The sequence below is a fragment of the Rhodococcus sp. EPR-157 genome (assembly GCF_001647195.1).
Taxonomy (GTDB): domain Bacteria; phylum Actinomycetota; class Actinomycetes; order Mycobacteriales; family Mycobacteriaceae; genus Rhodococcoides.
Map to the genome: position 1 here is coordinate 1 of NZ_LVCV01000149.1, position 13,457 is coordinate 13,457.

Annotated in this window: 12 protein-coding genes and 2 pseudogenes; 3 read left to right on the forward strand and 11 right to left on the reverse strand. The window is 63.3% G+C overall.

Features of this window, described 5'->3' with window-relative positions; translation table 11 throughout:
• A pseudogene (locus A2J03_RS31520) lies at positions 1-193 on the reverse strand (hypothetical protein); the annotation flags it as partial.
• A gap of 315 nt (positions 194-508) precedes the next feature.
• On the opposite strand from A2J03_RS31520, the gene A2J03_RS05965 reads away from it, so the two are divergent.
• Positions 509-1,573, forward strand: a complete 1,065-nt coding sequence (locus A2J03_RS05965; RefSeq protein ID WP_068370748.1) for an Rv1355c family protein — start codon at positions 509-511, stop codon at positions 1,571-1,573.
• Here A2J03_RS05965 and thiD read toward each other — a convergent pair.
• Positions 1,548-2,339 (reverse strand): bifunctional hydroxymethylpyrimidine kinase/phosphomethylpyrimidine kinase, encoded by a 792-nt coding sequence (gene thiD / locus A2J03_RS05970; protein ID WP_068370751.1) that lies wholly within the window; start codon positions 2,337-2,339, stop codon positions 1,548-1,550. The two genes, A2J03_RS05965 and thiD, sit on opposite strands and share 26 nt — an antisense overlap.
• A 96-nt stretch (positions 2,340-2,435) precedes the next feature.
• Between thiD and A2J03_RS05975 the strand changes: the two genes are divergently transcribed.
• Positions 2,436-3,077 (forward strand): DedA family protein, encoded by a 642-nt coding sequence (locus tag A2J03_RS05975; RefSeq protein ID WP_068370755.1) that lies wholly within the window; start codon positions 2,436-2,438, stop codon positions 3,075-3,077.
• Here the strand turns inward: A2J03_RS05975 and A2J03_RS05980 are convergent.
• The 9 genes from A2J03_RS05980 to dapA form a co-directional block, all read right to left on the reverse strand.
• The gene (locus A2J03_RS05980) at positions 3,074-4,162 is read right to left on the reverse strand and encodes an L-idonate 5-dehydrogenase (RefSeq protein WP_068370757.1); all 1,089 of its coding nucleotides are present in this window, start codon (positions 4,160-4,162) and stop codon (positions 3,074-3,076) included. The two genes, A2J03_RS05975 and A2J03_RS05980, sit on opposite strands and share 4 nt — an antisense overlap.
• A complete protein-coding gene (locus tag A2J03_RS05985; RefSeq protein ID WP_068370760.1) occupies positions 4,159-5,097 on the reverse strand; it encodes a sugar kinase in 939 nt (312 codons plus the stop codon). The genes A2J03_RS05980 and A2J03_RS05985 overlap by 4 nt, the downstream gene beginning before the upstream one ends.
• Positions 5,094-5,726, reverse strand: coding sequence for a bifunctional 4-hydroxy-2-oxoglutarate aldolase/2-dehydro-3-deoxy-phosphogluconate aldolase (locus A2J03_RS05990; protein ID WP_068370763.1), 633 nt, complete (start codon positions 5,724-5,726; stop codon positions 5,094-5,096). Before A2J03_RS05990 ends, A2J03_RS05985 begins: the two co-directional genes overlap by 4 nt.
• A 4-nt stretch (positions 5,727-5,730) precedes the next feature.
• Positions 5,731-7,095 (reverse strand): MFS transporter, encoded by a 1,365-nt coding sequence (locus A2J03_RS05995; protein ID WP_068370766.1) that lies wholly within the window; start codon positions 7,093-7,095, stop codon positions 5,731-5,733.
• 59 nt (positions 7,096-7,154) lie between these two features.
• On the reverse strand, positions 7,155-8,618 hold the full coding sequence (locus tag A2J03_RS06000; RefSeq protein ID WP_068370777.1) for a mannitol dehydrogenase family protein: 1,464 nt from the start codon (positions 8,616-8,618) through the stop codon (positions 7,155-7,157).
• Between the two features lie 56 nt (positions 8,619-8,674).
• Positions 8,675-9,892, reverse strand: a complete 1,218-nt coding sequence (gene manD, locus A2J03_RS06005) for a D-mannonate dehydratase ManD (protein ID WP_068370769.1) — start codon at positions 9,890-9,892, stop codon at positions 8,675-8,677.
• A complete protein-coding gene (locus A2J03_RS06010; protein WP_068370771.1) occupies positions 9,889-10,899 on the reverse strand; it encodes a 2-hydroxyacid dehydrogenase in 1,011 nt (336 codons plus the stop codon). Before A2J03_RS06010 ends, manD begins: the two co-directional genes overlap by 4 nt.
• Positions 10,900-11,913 (reverse strand): LacI family DNA-binding transcriptional regulator, encoded by a 1,014-nt coding sequence (locus tag A2J03_RS06015; protein ID WP_068370774.1) that lies wholly within the window; start codon positions 11,911-11,913, stop codon positions 10,900-10,902.
• 101 nt (positions 11,914-12,014) lie between these two features.
• Complete coding sequence (gene dapA, locus A2J03_RS06020; protein ID WP_082897629.1) at positions 12,015-12,893, reverse strand: 4-hydroxy-tetrahydrodipicolinate synthase; 879 nt, start codon at positions 12,891-12,893, stop codon at positions 12,015-12,017.
• 164 nt (positions 12,894-13,057) lie between these two features.
• Between dapA and A2J03_RS06025 the strand changes: the two are divergent.
• A pseudogene (locus tag A2J03_RS06025) lies at positions 13,058-13,457 on the forward strand (GAF and ANTAR domain-containing protein); the annotation flags it as partial.

A 13,457-nucleotide genomic window follows, 5' to 3' on the forward strand; every position in this document is an offset into this window, starting at 1 on the left:
ACAGCTCGGGTGCAGCGGCGGGAGTTGCCGCGACGAGTGACATCTCACCGTCGGCGGACACACTCGTTCGCGGTCCGAACGACGCGTCGAGACGGCCATTGCCTACTCCCCGCCCCGGCCAGTTGGTTCGAACATCTCGGCCTTTGCGAAGAAGGGTCGACGGGAATCTGGGACTTGTCGCGTGTACAACCACGTTCTGCTCCTTGGTGACGGGAAACGGTTCCTTCTGGAACCGGTCGAGGACAACTGCCGTACGGCAGTACCCACATTCTTCCCGTTAGCACCGGTATTTTTCCCGGCTAGACACTCTCGGAGGCCCCACGAGTAGGCAAAACTGATGAGATGGCACACAGCCGAACTGGTATGTACCCAGAACCCGCTGACGATATTTGTGTCAGGTCACGAGCAAGTTCGTGGCTCCGCTCGTGCGAGAAACTGTATTCGTCGACTACTTTGACGGCAGCAGGCCGAACCAGCGCCTCAACGAACGTGCAGAGGATGAACTTCGATGGTTGTGCCAGAGCATCACGTATTCGATCCAGCCAACAGCGGCGACCGCTCGAGATACGACCGATTGGTCGAACTCGGCGGAATGCACCTGCACGACACGACGGCGACTCAGCTGCAGTCGCTTCGAGCGCTTCTTCCGACTCCGCCCGAGGATGTACTGGACGAGGAAGCTCGCTGGGTTCACTATCCCTGGCGTCGCTCGGTCGTGCGTGTCCTCGGGCCCAGAGGATTTCGACTTCTGAGGCTGGACCGGAACAGAAACAAGATCACTGCTGCAGAGCAGGCAGCGATGGCCCGGCTCCGCGTCGGAGTTGTGGGCCTCAGTGTGGGCCATGCCGTTGCGCACACACTTGCTATCGAAGGATTGTGTGGCGAGCTACGTCTCGCGGACTTCGACGATTTGGACCTGTCGAACCTCAATCGTGTCCCCGCCTCACTCTTCGATCTCGACATCAACAAGACCGTCGTGGCAGCGCGCCGAATCGCCGAACTCGATCCGTACATGTCCGTGGTGACGTATCCCGATGGTTTGGTGGAGAGCACATTCGAGTCGTTCATGGACGGCCTCGACATCGTGATCGACGAATGTGATTCCCTCGACACGAAATTGGTGCTGCGCGAACACGCACGCCGACGCGGAATTCCTGTGGTGATGGAGACCAGTGACGGCGGGATTCTCGACGTCGAACGCTTCGATCTGGAACCCCGACGGCCATTGCTGCACGGTCTGCTCGGAGACCTCGACGCGTCCGCCTTGAAGAACATAACTCCCGAGCAGAAGGCACCTCTCGCCGCCCGAATTCTCGATCCGTCGAAACTGACTCCGCGCATGCTCACATCTGTCCCCGAAATCGGGCGAACACTCTCGACGTGGCCTCAGCTCGGCAGCGACGTCGCGCTCGGCGGGGCATCCGTCGCTGCCGTCGTCCGTGCGTTCGGACTCGGTACGCCACCGCCGTCCGGCCGGGTTCGAATCAATCTCGACGCCCATCTGGCAACCATCACCGAGGTCGAGCCCCCGGCGAGTGCCGACCCGATCAGCCCTGCCAACCAACCGCGGTGAACGGCGCCCCGGTCGTGATCCGACCGACGATGCCTGCGTGCGCGAAGTCCTTCGCCGTCTTCACTGCGTCGGACACCGATGCGCCCTTTGCCAGTTCGGCCGTGATCGCCGCGGCAAAGATGCATCCAGCGCCGGACCCTCTTTCGTTGCCGATCTTCGGAGCGCGCAACACCGTCACGTCCTCGCCGTCGAAGAACACGTCGACAGCGTCGTCGCCGCGTAGGCCAGCGCCTCCCTTCACTGCGACGTAGCGGGGACCGAGATCGGCAATCCTGCGTGCCGCCTCGACGAGATCGTCGACAGTCTCGAGTGCCTCCATGCCGGACAGCGTCTGCGCCTCGAACAGATTGGGCGTGATGACGGTGGCAAGCGGAAGTATCTCGCTGCGAAGCGCATTGTCGGTGTCCAGGGCAGCGCCAGGTTCTTGTCCCTTGCAGATCAAGACCGGGTCGACGACGACGTGACGCCACGGCTGCTGCCTGAGTGAGTCGGCAACGGTACTGACGGTTTCGGGAGTGCCCAACATGCCGATCTTGACGACGTCGAGGGCGTGCGCCGACGTGGCGGCCTCGATCTGATCGGCGATCACAGGTCCGGCGATGGGGACGAAACGATGTCCCCAATCAGCCTTGGGATCGAAAGACACGATGCAGGTGATGGTCCCGACGCCGTAGACCCCAAGCTTTTCGAAGGTCTTGAGGTCGGCCTGCAAACCTGCCCCACCAGTGGCTTCGGAGCCTGCAATGACGTAAGCGATCTTCGACATGCGCCCATTATTGCCGAGTGCGATCGGACGGATGGAAGCGGACGCGGACAGATCGGACGGGAGGGGTACCGCGTCCGTTTCGTTACAATCGCTGCAATGACGAACGTTTCCACTGTCGCCGCCGCAGGTACCGAACTCGGCGGAGTCGCCGGATGGGCCGTAAGCCTCATGGAGGCCATCGGCGGTCCCGGGGCCGGCATCGCGGTTGCCGCCGAGAACTTCTTTCCGCCGCTGCCGAGTGAGATCATCCTCCCGCTCGCCGGCTTCACGGCGTCGCAAGGTGGAATGACCCTGTTCGAGGCGTTGTTCTGGACTACCGCAGGCTCCGTCGTCGGTGCCCTGGTGTTGTACTGGCTCGGAATGAAGCTGGGCCGGGATCGGATGTACGCGATCGTCGAGCGGATACCGTTCGTCGGAGCCGGTGACCTTGCCAAGGCCGAGGACTGGTTCGCCCGGCACGGCCGGTCGGCGGTGTTCTTCGGCCGGATGATCCCAGTCGTTCGGTCCGGCATCTCCATACCTGCGGGGGTCTCTCGAATGCCGGTCGTACAGTTCACGATCTACACCACACTCGGAAGTCTGCTCTGGAACTCGATTTTCGTGCTTGCCGGCTACCTCCTCGGCGAGAATTGGCACTATGTGGAGAGCTACGCGTCCGTCTTCCAGTACATCGTCATCGGTGTGGTCGTAGTGGCGGCCGGGTTCTTCGTCACCAAGAAGATCAGGGCCGGTGTCTAGGGCGAGCCGAACCGCAGCAGCACTTTGCTCGACCGGGACGCGTCTCGCGCCAGCCCGAATGCGGCGAGCGCGTCCGCAGCAGCAAATTCGCCAGTGATCACGGCGGACACGTCGAGGGAGCCGTCCGCGAGCGCTTCGACGACCGAGTCGATCTCGTCGTTGAACCGGAACGATCCGACGAGTTCCAGCTCGCGAGTGATCGCCAGTGAGATGGGGACCGGCTGATCACCGGTAGGTAGCAGGCCCACCATCACGAGCCGGCCGCCACGAGTGGTGCCGGCGATTGCCGACGCCAATCCTCGGTGATTTCCGGAGCATTCGAACGTCACGTCGGCGTCGACGTCCGCAATCGCGTCTGTGTTGCGCGCATCTATGGTGCGCGTGGCCCCGAGTGCCCGCGCAACCTCGAGCGAATAGTCCTCGAGATCCACCGCGACGATCTCCGACGCGCCGTTGCGCTTGGCCACCGCGACCGTCAGCGCCCCGATCGGTCCGGTGCCGACGACAAGTACCGTCTTGCCCGCAACTTCGCCCGCGCGCGCGACCGCGTGCCAGGCGACGCTTGCCGGTTCGGCGAGTGACGCGATCCTAAGGTCGAGGCTGTCGGGCACCACGCGAAGCATCCGAGTCGGGATTGCCACATGTTCGACGAAAAGTCCGTCGTTGTGTGGAATCTGCGCGGCGCTCCCCATGTATCGGCAGCCGGGCGACAGGTTGGGACGGTCTGCCGGATACCGCACACTTCCAGGGGCCGGGGTCGCAGGATGGACGGTCACATGCGTACCGACCGCGGGCCCACTTCCATCGGCGGCCGCCACCGTGACAGTCCCCGAGGCCTCGTGGCCCAATCGCATGGGCGCCTTCAGAACGGACTCGCCCGCGGCGCCATGCTGCCAATAGTGCAGATCCGAACCGCAGATGCCGCCGTATGCGATGCTCACGAGCGCTTCGTTCTCGGCCGCAGCCGCAACGGCCACATCTTCCACACGGATGTCGTCGGCGCCGTGTGCGACGACGGCAATGGCTGTGGTGGGCAGGGACACGGTGGGGAGGGTCATCGTCGTTCCGTTCTGTGATGAGGTCATCGCGTCACCGCTTCCTCGGCGGTGAGCAAGTCCAGTTCTTCTCGTTTGGGCATTCCCTCCCAGTCGCCGGCCACCGTGCACGCGAACGCGCCCACCTGCACGCCGACTGCGAGACGCTGCTGCGGCAGCGAGCCCGCGAGCCTTTCAGCGAGATAGCCTGCGACGAATCCATCACCGGCACCGACCGAATCGACGACGGTGACGGGAACGGCGGGCGCTCGATACAACTCGCCGTCGACGAGGGCAAGCGCACCTCGCTCGCCCAGCTTCATCACTGCCTCCTTCGGCCCCATGCTGCATATCCGACGAGCCATGTCGGTCGGCGTACCGTCTCCCACCGCTATGGCAGCTTCGTCGGTACCCGCGAAGACTATGTCCGACTGCTCGATGATCCGCCGGTACACGGGGGTTGCTTGCTCTTTCGACCACAACGCCTGTCGATAGTTGAGGTCGAACGAGACGGTGACTCCCTCGGCGTGCGCCAATTCGACATAGTGCAGAGTCGCCTTCAGCCCCGAGTCGGACAACGCCGGAGTGATGCCGGTGACATGAAGGTGAGATACGTTCGCCCACAGAGCTTCCGGAACATCGCCGATCTCGAATCGAGAGCCGGCGCTCCCTGTCCGGTAGTACCAGACCCGGGTTGCGGTCGAGGTTCGCCTTTCCTTGACCATGAGACCGGTCGGAGCGTCACTGTCACGGACCAGGTGCACGTCGAGCCTCTCGGCATACAGTTCCCGCTCGACGCGGTCGCCGAAGCTGTCCGAACCGACCCGGCCCACCCAGGCAACATCGACGCCCAAGCGACGCAACGCGATTGCGAAGTTCGATTCCGAACCACCGATGCCGAGTTCCATTGTTGCCGTGTGGGCCAGCGGGCCGGTGCCGACCGCACCGACGAGCGCCATCGTCTCGCCGAAGGTCAGTACGGTCATCGCGCTGATCTCCCCTTGTTCACGGCGTCGACGAACTGAGCGCATCTGGCTGCCAGGGCGCCGAGATCGCCTCCGCGCAATGCGTCCCCCAGCAGGGGGCCTCCGACGCTCACGGACGACGCGCCCGCACGGATCCACGCTTCGGCCTCGGCAAGGCCGACTCCTCCCGACGGGACCACCTCGATGTCGGGAAACGGTCCACGCAGGTGCGCAAGGTATTCCGGTCCGAACAGCGATGCGGGGAAGATCTTCACCGCGGTCGCGCCTGCGCTCCATCCGCTCCACAACTCGGTGGGCGTCAGGCCACCGGGATAGATCGGTATCCCGGCTTCGACGGCGGCCGCGATGACACCGGAATCGGTTGTAGGAGTGACGATGAAGTCCACTTCGAGTGCGTCCGCTCGCCACACCTGTTCCACTGTCGTCACCGTACCGAGTCCGATCTGTGCACCCTCTGGTGCTTCGGACCGCACGTGCTCGAACTGATCGAGGGTGCCCGGCGTACTCATCGTCAGTTCGATGCCGCCGATTCCGTTGTCTACGAGGGTTCGAACGACCGGGCCGTACGCCGACGCATCCTCGGCTCGCAGAACCGCGATGATGGCGGGTGCGTGCTCGGTGACAGACATGTGATCAGACCTTCTCGAGGACAGGATCGGTTGCATTCGCGAGGTCGGTCAGATCGCGGTCACGCGTCTCGGGAGCGAACATCGACGCGACGAGCACCGATATCGCCATGATCATCATGTACACCGCGACCGGTACCCAGGATCCGGAGAAGGCGGTGATCAGTCCGGCGCAGATCAGTGGGGCGACGCCTCCACCGAATACCGATGCGAATTCACGACCGAGGGTCACGCCTGCGTAGCGGTAGCGCGCTCCGAAGATCTCCGGGAAATAGCTCATCGTGACGCCGACCGCACCCTGGCACGCCAGGATGAATCCGATGATCATCGCGACCGTGATCAACAGGTGCGAACCGGTGTTCAGCGCCATGAAGGTAGGAATGGGCAGAATCACCAACAGACTGACGATGCCGATGTAGACCGGCTTGCGCCCCACCGCATCCGACAGTCGACCGAAGCCGTACGCCGCGATACCGCCGCAAATTGCTCCGACGAGAAGAACTTTGGGAATGAAGGTCGGGTCGATCGCAAGGTCGTTCTTCATGTACGAGGCCATGAACACCTGATACGTGTAGGACTGCGCGCTGATTCCGACAGTCATGAACATGACGATGAACAGTGGCTTCTTGCCGTTCTTGAAGACCTCCTTGACCGGTGCCTTCGGACGCTCCTGCGCCGCCTTGAGTTCCTGGAAGACAGGAGACTCGGTCAGCTTGCGACGGATGATGAACGCTGCGATGGTCACCAGGATGCTGCTGAGGAAGACCAAGCGCCAACCCCACGACATCAGCTGCTCGTCCGGGAGCAGCTGCGCGAGGATCCAGGCGATCGCTCCCAAAGCGGTTCCCAGCGCCGCACCGGTCATGACGAGCGCGGCGAGTCGACCACGTCTACCGATCGCCGCCGTTTCGGTGAGTAGCGTTGCACCGCCGGATTGTTCGGCTCCGGCTCCGAATCCCTGCAGGAATCGACATGCGACAAGAAGAACAGGGGCCAACAGCCCAACTTGCTCGAATGTGGGGAGCATGCCGATTGCCATCGTGGCGCCACCCATGAGCATCAACGTGGCCACGAGTACCCATTTGCGGCCCAGTCGGTCACCGTATCTGGAGAAGAACAAGCCACCGAGCGGACGGGCCAGGAAGCCGACCGCGTACGCACTGAAGCTGGCGATGATGCCGGCTGCGGGCGAGATGTTGGGGAAGAAGAGCTTGTTGAAGATCAGTGCCGACGCCGTCCCGTAGATGACGAAGTCGTATTGCTCGAGGGTCGTACCGATGAGGCCGGCCCATGCGGCTCGGCGCACTGCCGAGGGATCGTGAGCCGGCCCGGATTCCTTGTGGGTCGGCGAAGCGCCTGTCGTTGTGTCCATGTCAATGTCCTCGTTCTGGCCGGGTCGACCGGCGGAAAAAGAGAGGGTGGGGGTATCGATCAGTGAAGTGCTGCAGGAACGGTCGCGTGACGCGCGCTCGATGTCGCCGCTTCTACGGCGGCCGCGCGTGGACCGTGCCGTACGATCATATCCACGTATTCTGCTGTGCGTGATAGGAATTCGCCGAATTCTCCGAGCTCGCTCGGGAAGATTTCTCCGTCGGTGAAGACACTCTCGACGAATTCTTCGATGGACGCTGCCGAATCGGCAAGTCCTGCCAGTCGCGGTCGTGCGGGGTCGGCCATTGCACGTGCGTGCGGACCAGGATCGAAATTCTGCGGCGGCGCGATACAGCACAGGTACGCCGCAACAGTGAGGGAGAGATGCTGTGGTACGACGCCGTTGCGCAGGTGCTCCAACGCCGGGGCAGGAATCCGCTGCGCCAACTTGACGGAGCCATCGGATCCTACCTGTGATGTCCTATGTCCCAGTGCCGAATTGGACCATCGCACGAAAAGTTGTGCGATGTAGTCGTCGATGTCGACTGACTCGGGAACGGGGACGGTCGGTAGGTACTCGTCGACCAGTACTGCCCTGGCCGCCGCCTCGACGAAGGGCTTGGCCGTCGAATCGGGAATGGTTCCTTGCCCGTCGAGTGCACCCAAATAGGCAATGAGCGAATGGGTTCCGTTGAGCAATCGAACCTTCATCAACTCGAACGGTTCGACGTCGGAGGTGAACCTCGCACCGGCGACCTCCCAGCTGGGACGTCCGGCCGCGAAGAGGTCCTCCAGGACCCACATCGTGAACGGCTCGGCGGGCACCGCGATGGAGTCGGTTGCCAGAAGCGCTGAACTCGACGCAGCGTTGTACAGCTCACCGCTCGCGGGGACGATGCGATCGACCATCGAATTCGGAAACTGCACCGAGTGCGCCAGCCAGTCGAGAACGTCCGTCGCACCGGACCGTTCGAGAAATTCGTGAACGAGTGCGGCTGTTCGCCGACCGTTGGACAGCACGTTGTCGCAGCTGGCGATCGTGATCGGTGCGCCGTGAGTCCGTGCTCGAAGCGCAATCCCCCGCGCGATCTGTCCGATCGTCGTCGATGGGGCCGTCTCGTCGGCCAGATCACGCTGCACCGAGAGAGACTGGACGTCCAACGTCCCGGTTTCGGGTGAAAACGTGTAGCCGTGCTCCGTGACCGTGACGGTCACGATCTTGACCTGTGGGTCGGCGATTGCTGCGACAACCCCCTCGGGGTCCTCGGCGGCCACCATCACACCCGTGTGAGATCCAGGAACACCGACCCTCGACCCCGTCGGCGAAATCTCCACTACGCCGTAGAGCAAATCTTGCTCGAGCATGGCGTCGACGACCGAACGAGAGCGATGTGCAACCCCGAGAATGCCCCACGGACCGCCGTGCTCGGCTAGCGCACGCGCCGTGTAGACGGCCTGATGCGCTCGATGAAAGTTACCGAGGCCGAGATGGACGATCGAGGTCCCCTCGGGCCGATCGGGCATTACGAGCAATTCTGCGGACACTGTACTGCGCGAAAGCTTTCGGATAGTCACCGAGCTCACCAATCTGTCATGGAGCCGTCGAGCCGACGCGCGACCGGAAGGTACGCGGGCTCGTAGGGGTACTGTGCGGCGAGCGCCTCGTCGAAGTCGACTCCGAGTCCTGGCGCCTCACCCGGCGTCAGGTAGCCGTCGGCGAACGACCACGCGTGCGGGAACACCTCGTCGACCAGGGGGCCGTAACCCATGAACTCCTGGATACCGAAGTTCGGAGTGGACATCCCCAGGTGAACACTGGCCGCCATCGTGATCGGCGAGACGTCGGACGGACCGTGCGGTCCGCAGCGGACCTGATGAATCTCGGCGAGCGCGAATATCTTTCGCACGTGACTGATTCCGCCGGCGTGGGCGATGGCCACGCGAATGAAGTCGATCAAGTTCTCCGAGATCAGCTGCTGGCAGTCCCAGATCGTATTGAACACTTCGCCGATCGCGAGCGGCGTCGTGGTGTGATTGCGAACCAGACGAAGCGCGTGCTGGTCCTCGGCCGGTGTCACGTCTTCGAGCCAGAAGAGATCGACCGCTTCGAGAGACTTCCCCAACCTGGCGGCCTGCTGCGGAGTGAGTCGGTGGTGGGCGTCGTGCAGCAACTTGAGTTCGGAGCCGACATGTTCACGTACGGCAGTCAATACCCCGGGAACATGATTGAGGTACGCGTCGGTGTCCCAGACCTCTTCCACCGGGTGTGCCCCGCGCCCGGCAGGCTCGTACCCTGCCGCGCCTTTGTGTACGCCGTAGACCGACTCGAGTCCTGGCACTCCGGACTGGGCGCGAACCGCCCGAAAGCCCTGTTCACGCCGCCTGTCGACGGAGTCGAGCAGCTCCGGCACGTCCCAGCCGGTCGCGTGGGTGTACGACAGTATGCGGTCGCGAACCGCGCCGCCCAGCAGCTGGTACACCGGCTGCCCGAGCGTCTTGCCCTTGATGTCCCACAGCGCCAGGTCGACCGCCCCGATTGCAGACATGGTCACCGGTCCACGGCGCCAGTACACACCCCGATAGAGGTACTGCCAGGTGTCCTCGATACGCGCCGGATCTCGCCCGAGAAGAAGCGGGGCAACGTGATCGCGTAGATACGACGCCACGGCCAACTCGCGGCCGTTGAGCGTTGCGTCGCCGTAGCCGACGACGCCGTCCGAGGTGGTCACCTTCAGCGTCACGAAGTTACGCGTCGGACTGCAGACGATGACCTCTGCGGCAACGATACGATCGGTCACGATGCGGACACCTTCGAGGTCGACAAGCGTTGTCCAGTAACGAGATTGGACAGCGGTTCCGCCCGAACGAGCCGACCGATGTTTGCGGTGATGTCATCCACCCGACCTTCGAACGTCTCGCTGGTGATACCGGACGAATGCGGAGTCATGACGAGGTTGTCCAACGTGTGGAACGGATGAGCCGACGGCGCGCCGAGACCGTCCGAGTTCGGATAGTCGTACCAGACATCGATCGCAGCGCTGCCGAGCGCGCCCGAAGCCAAAGCGTCGTACAGGGCTTCCTGCTGCACCAGCGGTCCGCGCCCGACATTGATGAGCACCCCGTGCGCGCCGAGCGCTGCAAGTTGCACGGCGCCGATCATCCCGGCCGTACCTTCGTTCAACGGCGCGGACACCACGACGATGTCGGCCTCCGTCATCAGATCGTCGAGTCGATCGATCGCTCCGGCCCAGGAAAGCCCGTGCGCATGCGCGTCGACGGATCCACTGCCGGTGACGGCGATTCCGGTGCAACCGAATCCCTTTATCAGGGACCATGATTGCGCGCCGATATGGCCGAACCCTACGAATCCGACAGTTGCAGAGCCGAAGGTGCCCGGCTGCTTCAGCGCCGTGTCGTACACAGGGGACGCCCAACGCCCCTCTCGCAGTGCACGGTCCTGCCCGAGAAATCCGCGTCGGAGCACAACCGCGGTCGACGTCACGTATTCGGCGATCGAGCGTTCGTGATGGAACGTGTTGGCAACGAGAGTATCTCCGGCCAGTGCGTCGAATGCGACGCCGTCGGTACCGGCACCTGCGACATGAACGAGGCGCAGCCTCTGGGCAGCCGACGCCAAAGCCGAGGTGAACTTGCCACCGACGTATACCTCCGCGTCGGTTATGTCTGCGGCAAGAGCCTGTTCGTCGAAGTTGCTGTGCCACAGTACCTGCGAATCCGATGGAAGCTGACTCTCGAAGCGCTCCCGATGCGGGAGGAGATTGGAATCTGCTACGACGATCTTCATCTAAGACTCGTCCTTTCGTGTGAGTCCAGCGCGGTCACGGGGAGGCCCGGACGACGCGCGTACGACCAATTGAGTGGGAAGATGCACCACGCGAGGCTCCGAATCCGGTTCGGTAGCGCGCTGGAAGACGAGGTCGGAACTGACGAGCCCGGCCCGGCCCATCGGGACATTGATGCTTGTCAGCGCCGGATGTGCAAGCTCTGCCAGAGGTGAGTCGTCGATGCCGATGACGCTGAGATCATCCGGCACCGAGAAGCCCATCGAGCGAACGCCATTCATGACGCCGATCGCCATGGGGTCGTTGTGCGTCATGACCGCGGATGCTCCGGTCGCGATGACACTCGCCGCTGCCGCATGTCCACCCGCGAGAGTTTCCTGCTGCCAGCCGAGTATCTCGATTTCGATATCCCGTGCTGCACCGAACTTCTGGATTGCCTCGACCCGGCGGGAGTTGGACCAGGACAGCGGGGACCCTTGAACGTATGCGATGTGTGAATGCCCCAGCGCCACGAGATAGTCGACGGCCTGTCGGATCCCGTCCTCCGAATCAGCTACGACACAATCGCATTGGTCGGACAGCCGGTTCACCAAGACCAGCGGTGTGTCCCCTGCCAACTGCACGATGTCTTCCGCCGGCAGTCGCGGTGCGCACACCACGAGAGCGTCGACACGCGACTGCAACTCGCCGATCACCTCGCGTTCGCGGTCGGCACTGCCGTCGGTGTCGGTCAGCACGACGGTCTGTCGACGATGCCAGCCCTGCGCCTGAGCCGACTTGACGAAGCTGGCGAAAACGGTATGACCGATGTCGGGTACCACGACCGCGACGGTGCTGGCCGCACGACGCACATCGGACGTGCGACCCGACGCCGCGCTGTAGCCGATCTCGTCGGCTGCGGCGATGATGCGCGCGAGCGTGTCGGCGCCGATTCGGTCGGGTGCGCTGAAGGCCCGCGACGCGGTGGAGAGCGAGACTCCCGCCTTCTCCGCGACCTGAGTCAATGTCGGTGCCATGCCTCACCCTGTCTGCTCGTTGTGATTGCGAACACAACATTGACACAGTTTGCGCAATATTGTCAACGAGTTGCGCAAACTTGCAGAGGGCGGCTCAAAGGTCAGTCGAGCAGCCCCGCAGTACGCAGGGCAGCACGGACATCTTCGTGGTGCCAAGCGTCCAGTTCGACGAGCGGCAGCCTGATGCCCCCTGGCATGAGTCCCATTTCTGCGAGCGCCCATTTCACCGGAATCGGGTTCGGCTCGGCGAACAGAGCGCTGTGCAGGCCCGCAAGAGTGGTATCGATCTCCGACGCCGTTTCCGCATCCCCGGCCAGCGCCGCTGTGCACATTCGAGCCATGGCATCGGGCGCGACGTTGGCGGTCACCGAGATGTTCCCGTTGAATCCCGCCAGCATGCTGGCCCGAGCCGTGCTGTCGTCGCCGGAGTAGAGCGCGAAGTCCTCTAGTTCGAGCGCCACCAGTTCGCGAACTCGATCGAGGTCACCAAGCGCTTCCTTCAACCCGACGATGTTCGGAATTTCGGCCAGTCGTGCGACGGTCGACGGCAGCATGTCGCATCCGGTCCGTGCCGGGACGTTGTACAGGTATTGCGGAATGTCGACGGCTTCGGCGATCGCACGGAAATGTCGGTACAGACCCTCCTGTGGAGGCTTGACGTAGTAGGGCGTGACGAGCAGGGCGCCATCCGCGCCCGCTTTCAACGCAGCTCGGGTCAGTTCGATCGCCTCGGATGTCGAGTTGGCACCTGTCCCGGCGATGACCGGAACCCGTCCTGCCACTGCGTCGATAGTGCGTCGGATGACCTCGGTGTGCTCGGTGACCGACAGGGTAGAGGACTCACCGCTGGTCCCGACGGACACGATCGCCGACGTACCTCCGATGACTTGGCGCTCCACCAGTCGGTCGAGGGCCGTGTAGTCGACCTCTCCCGTCTCGGCCATGGGGGTCACAATTGCAACGATGCTGCCGGTGATCACGCTTCTGACGCCTTCCGTCGTGAGGGTCGAAACTCCGTTCCGAATCGTAGACGACGTGCGCCCCTGATCCGGCGCCGACAGACGACTGTGTGCCGATGCTCGGATCGGATAAAGTCTGTTGGCCGATCGAGGCACGATGGTCCCCGTGCGGAAGGACAGTGTGGATGCCGGAATCGTCGAATGACTTTCGGCCGTCGGACACGACGGCACTACTCGCCGAGTTGGCTCGGACCCTGCGCGATTCCAGGCGCTCGATGCCGGAGACTCTCGACGAGATCCTTCGATCTGCTCTCATCTTGATCACGGGCGCAACCAGTGGGTGCATCACCACCGCGAACAAGGGCAAGCGAACCGTGATTGCCTCCACCGATCCGCGTGCAGAGCGGTTGTGCCTGCGTCAGTACGAACTCGACGAAGGACCCGCGGTCACCGAGGTGCGCCATCTCGACGTCGTCGTTGCCGCGGATCTCGACGTGGAGAACCGGTGGCCACAGTTCGCCTCCGGTGCCGTCGACGAGGGCATCAAGTCGCTTGCCGCGTTCCAGCTCTACAGCAACGCCGACG

Bases quoted from the DNA above. Each gene is read 5' to 3' on its own strand.
- A2J03_RS05965 (WP_068370748.1), top strand. From the start codon at position 509: ATGGTTGTGCCAGAGCATCACGTATTCGATCCAGCCAACAGCGGCGAC.
- thiD (WP_068370751.1), bottom strand. From the start codon at position 2,339: ATGTCGAAGATCGCTTACGTCATTGCAGGCTCCGAAGCCACTGGTGGG.
- A2J03_RS05975 (WP_068370755.1), top strand. From the start codon at position 2,436: ATGACGAACGTTTCCACTGTCGCCGCCGCAGGTACCGAACTCGGCGGA.
- A2J03_RS05980 (WP_068370757.1), bottom strand. From the start codon at position 4,162: ATGACCTCATCACAGAACGGAACGACGATGACCCTCCCCACCGTGTCC.
- A2J03_RS05985 (WP_068370760.1), bottom strand. From the start codon at position 5,097: ATGACCGTACTGACCTTCGGCGAGACGATGGCGCTCGTCGGTGCGGTC.
- A2J03_RS05990 (WP_068370763.1), bottom strand. From the start codon at position 5,726: ATGTCTGTCACCGAGCACGCACCCGCCATCATCGCGGTTCTGCGAGCC.
- A2J03_RS05995 (WP_068370766.1), bottom strand. From the start codon at position 7,095: ATGGACACAACGACAGGCGCTTCGCCGACCCACAAGGAATCCGGGCCG.
- A2J03_RS06000 (WP_068370777.1), bottom strand. From the start codon at position 8,618: ATGCCCGATCGGCCCGAGGGGACCTCGATCGTCCATCTCGGCCTCGGT.
- A2J03_RS06010 (WP_068370771.1), bottom strand. From the start codon at position 10,899: ATGAAGATCGTCGTAGCAGATTCCAATCTCCTCCCGCATCGGGAGCGC.
- A2J03_RS06015 (WP_068370774.1), bottom strand. From the start codon at position 11,913: ATGGCACCGACATTGACTCAGGTCGCGGAGAAGGCGGGAGTCTCGCTC.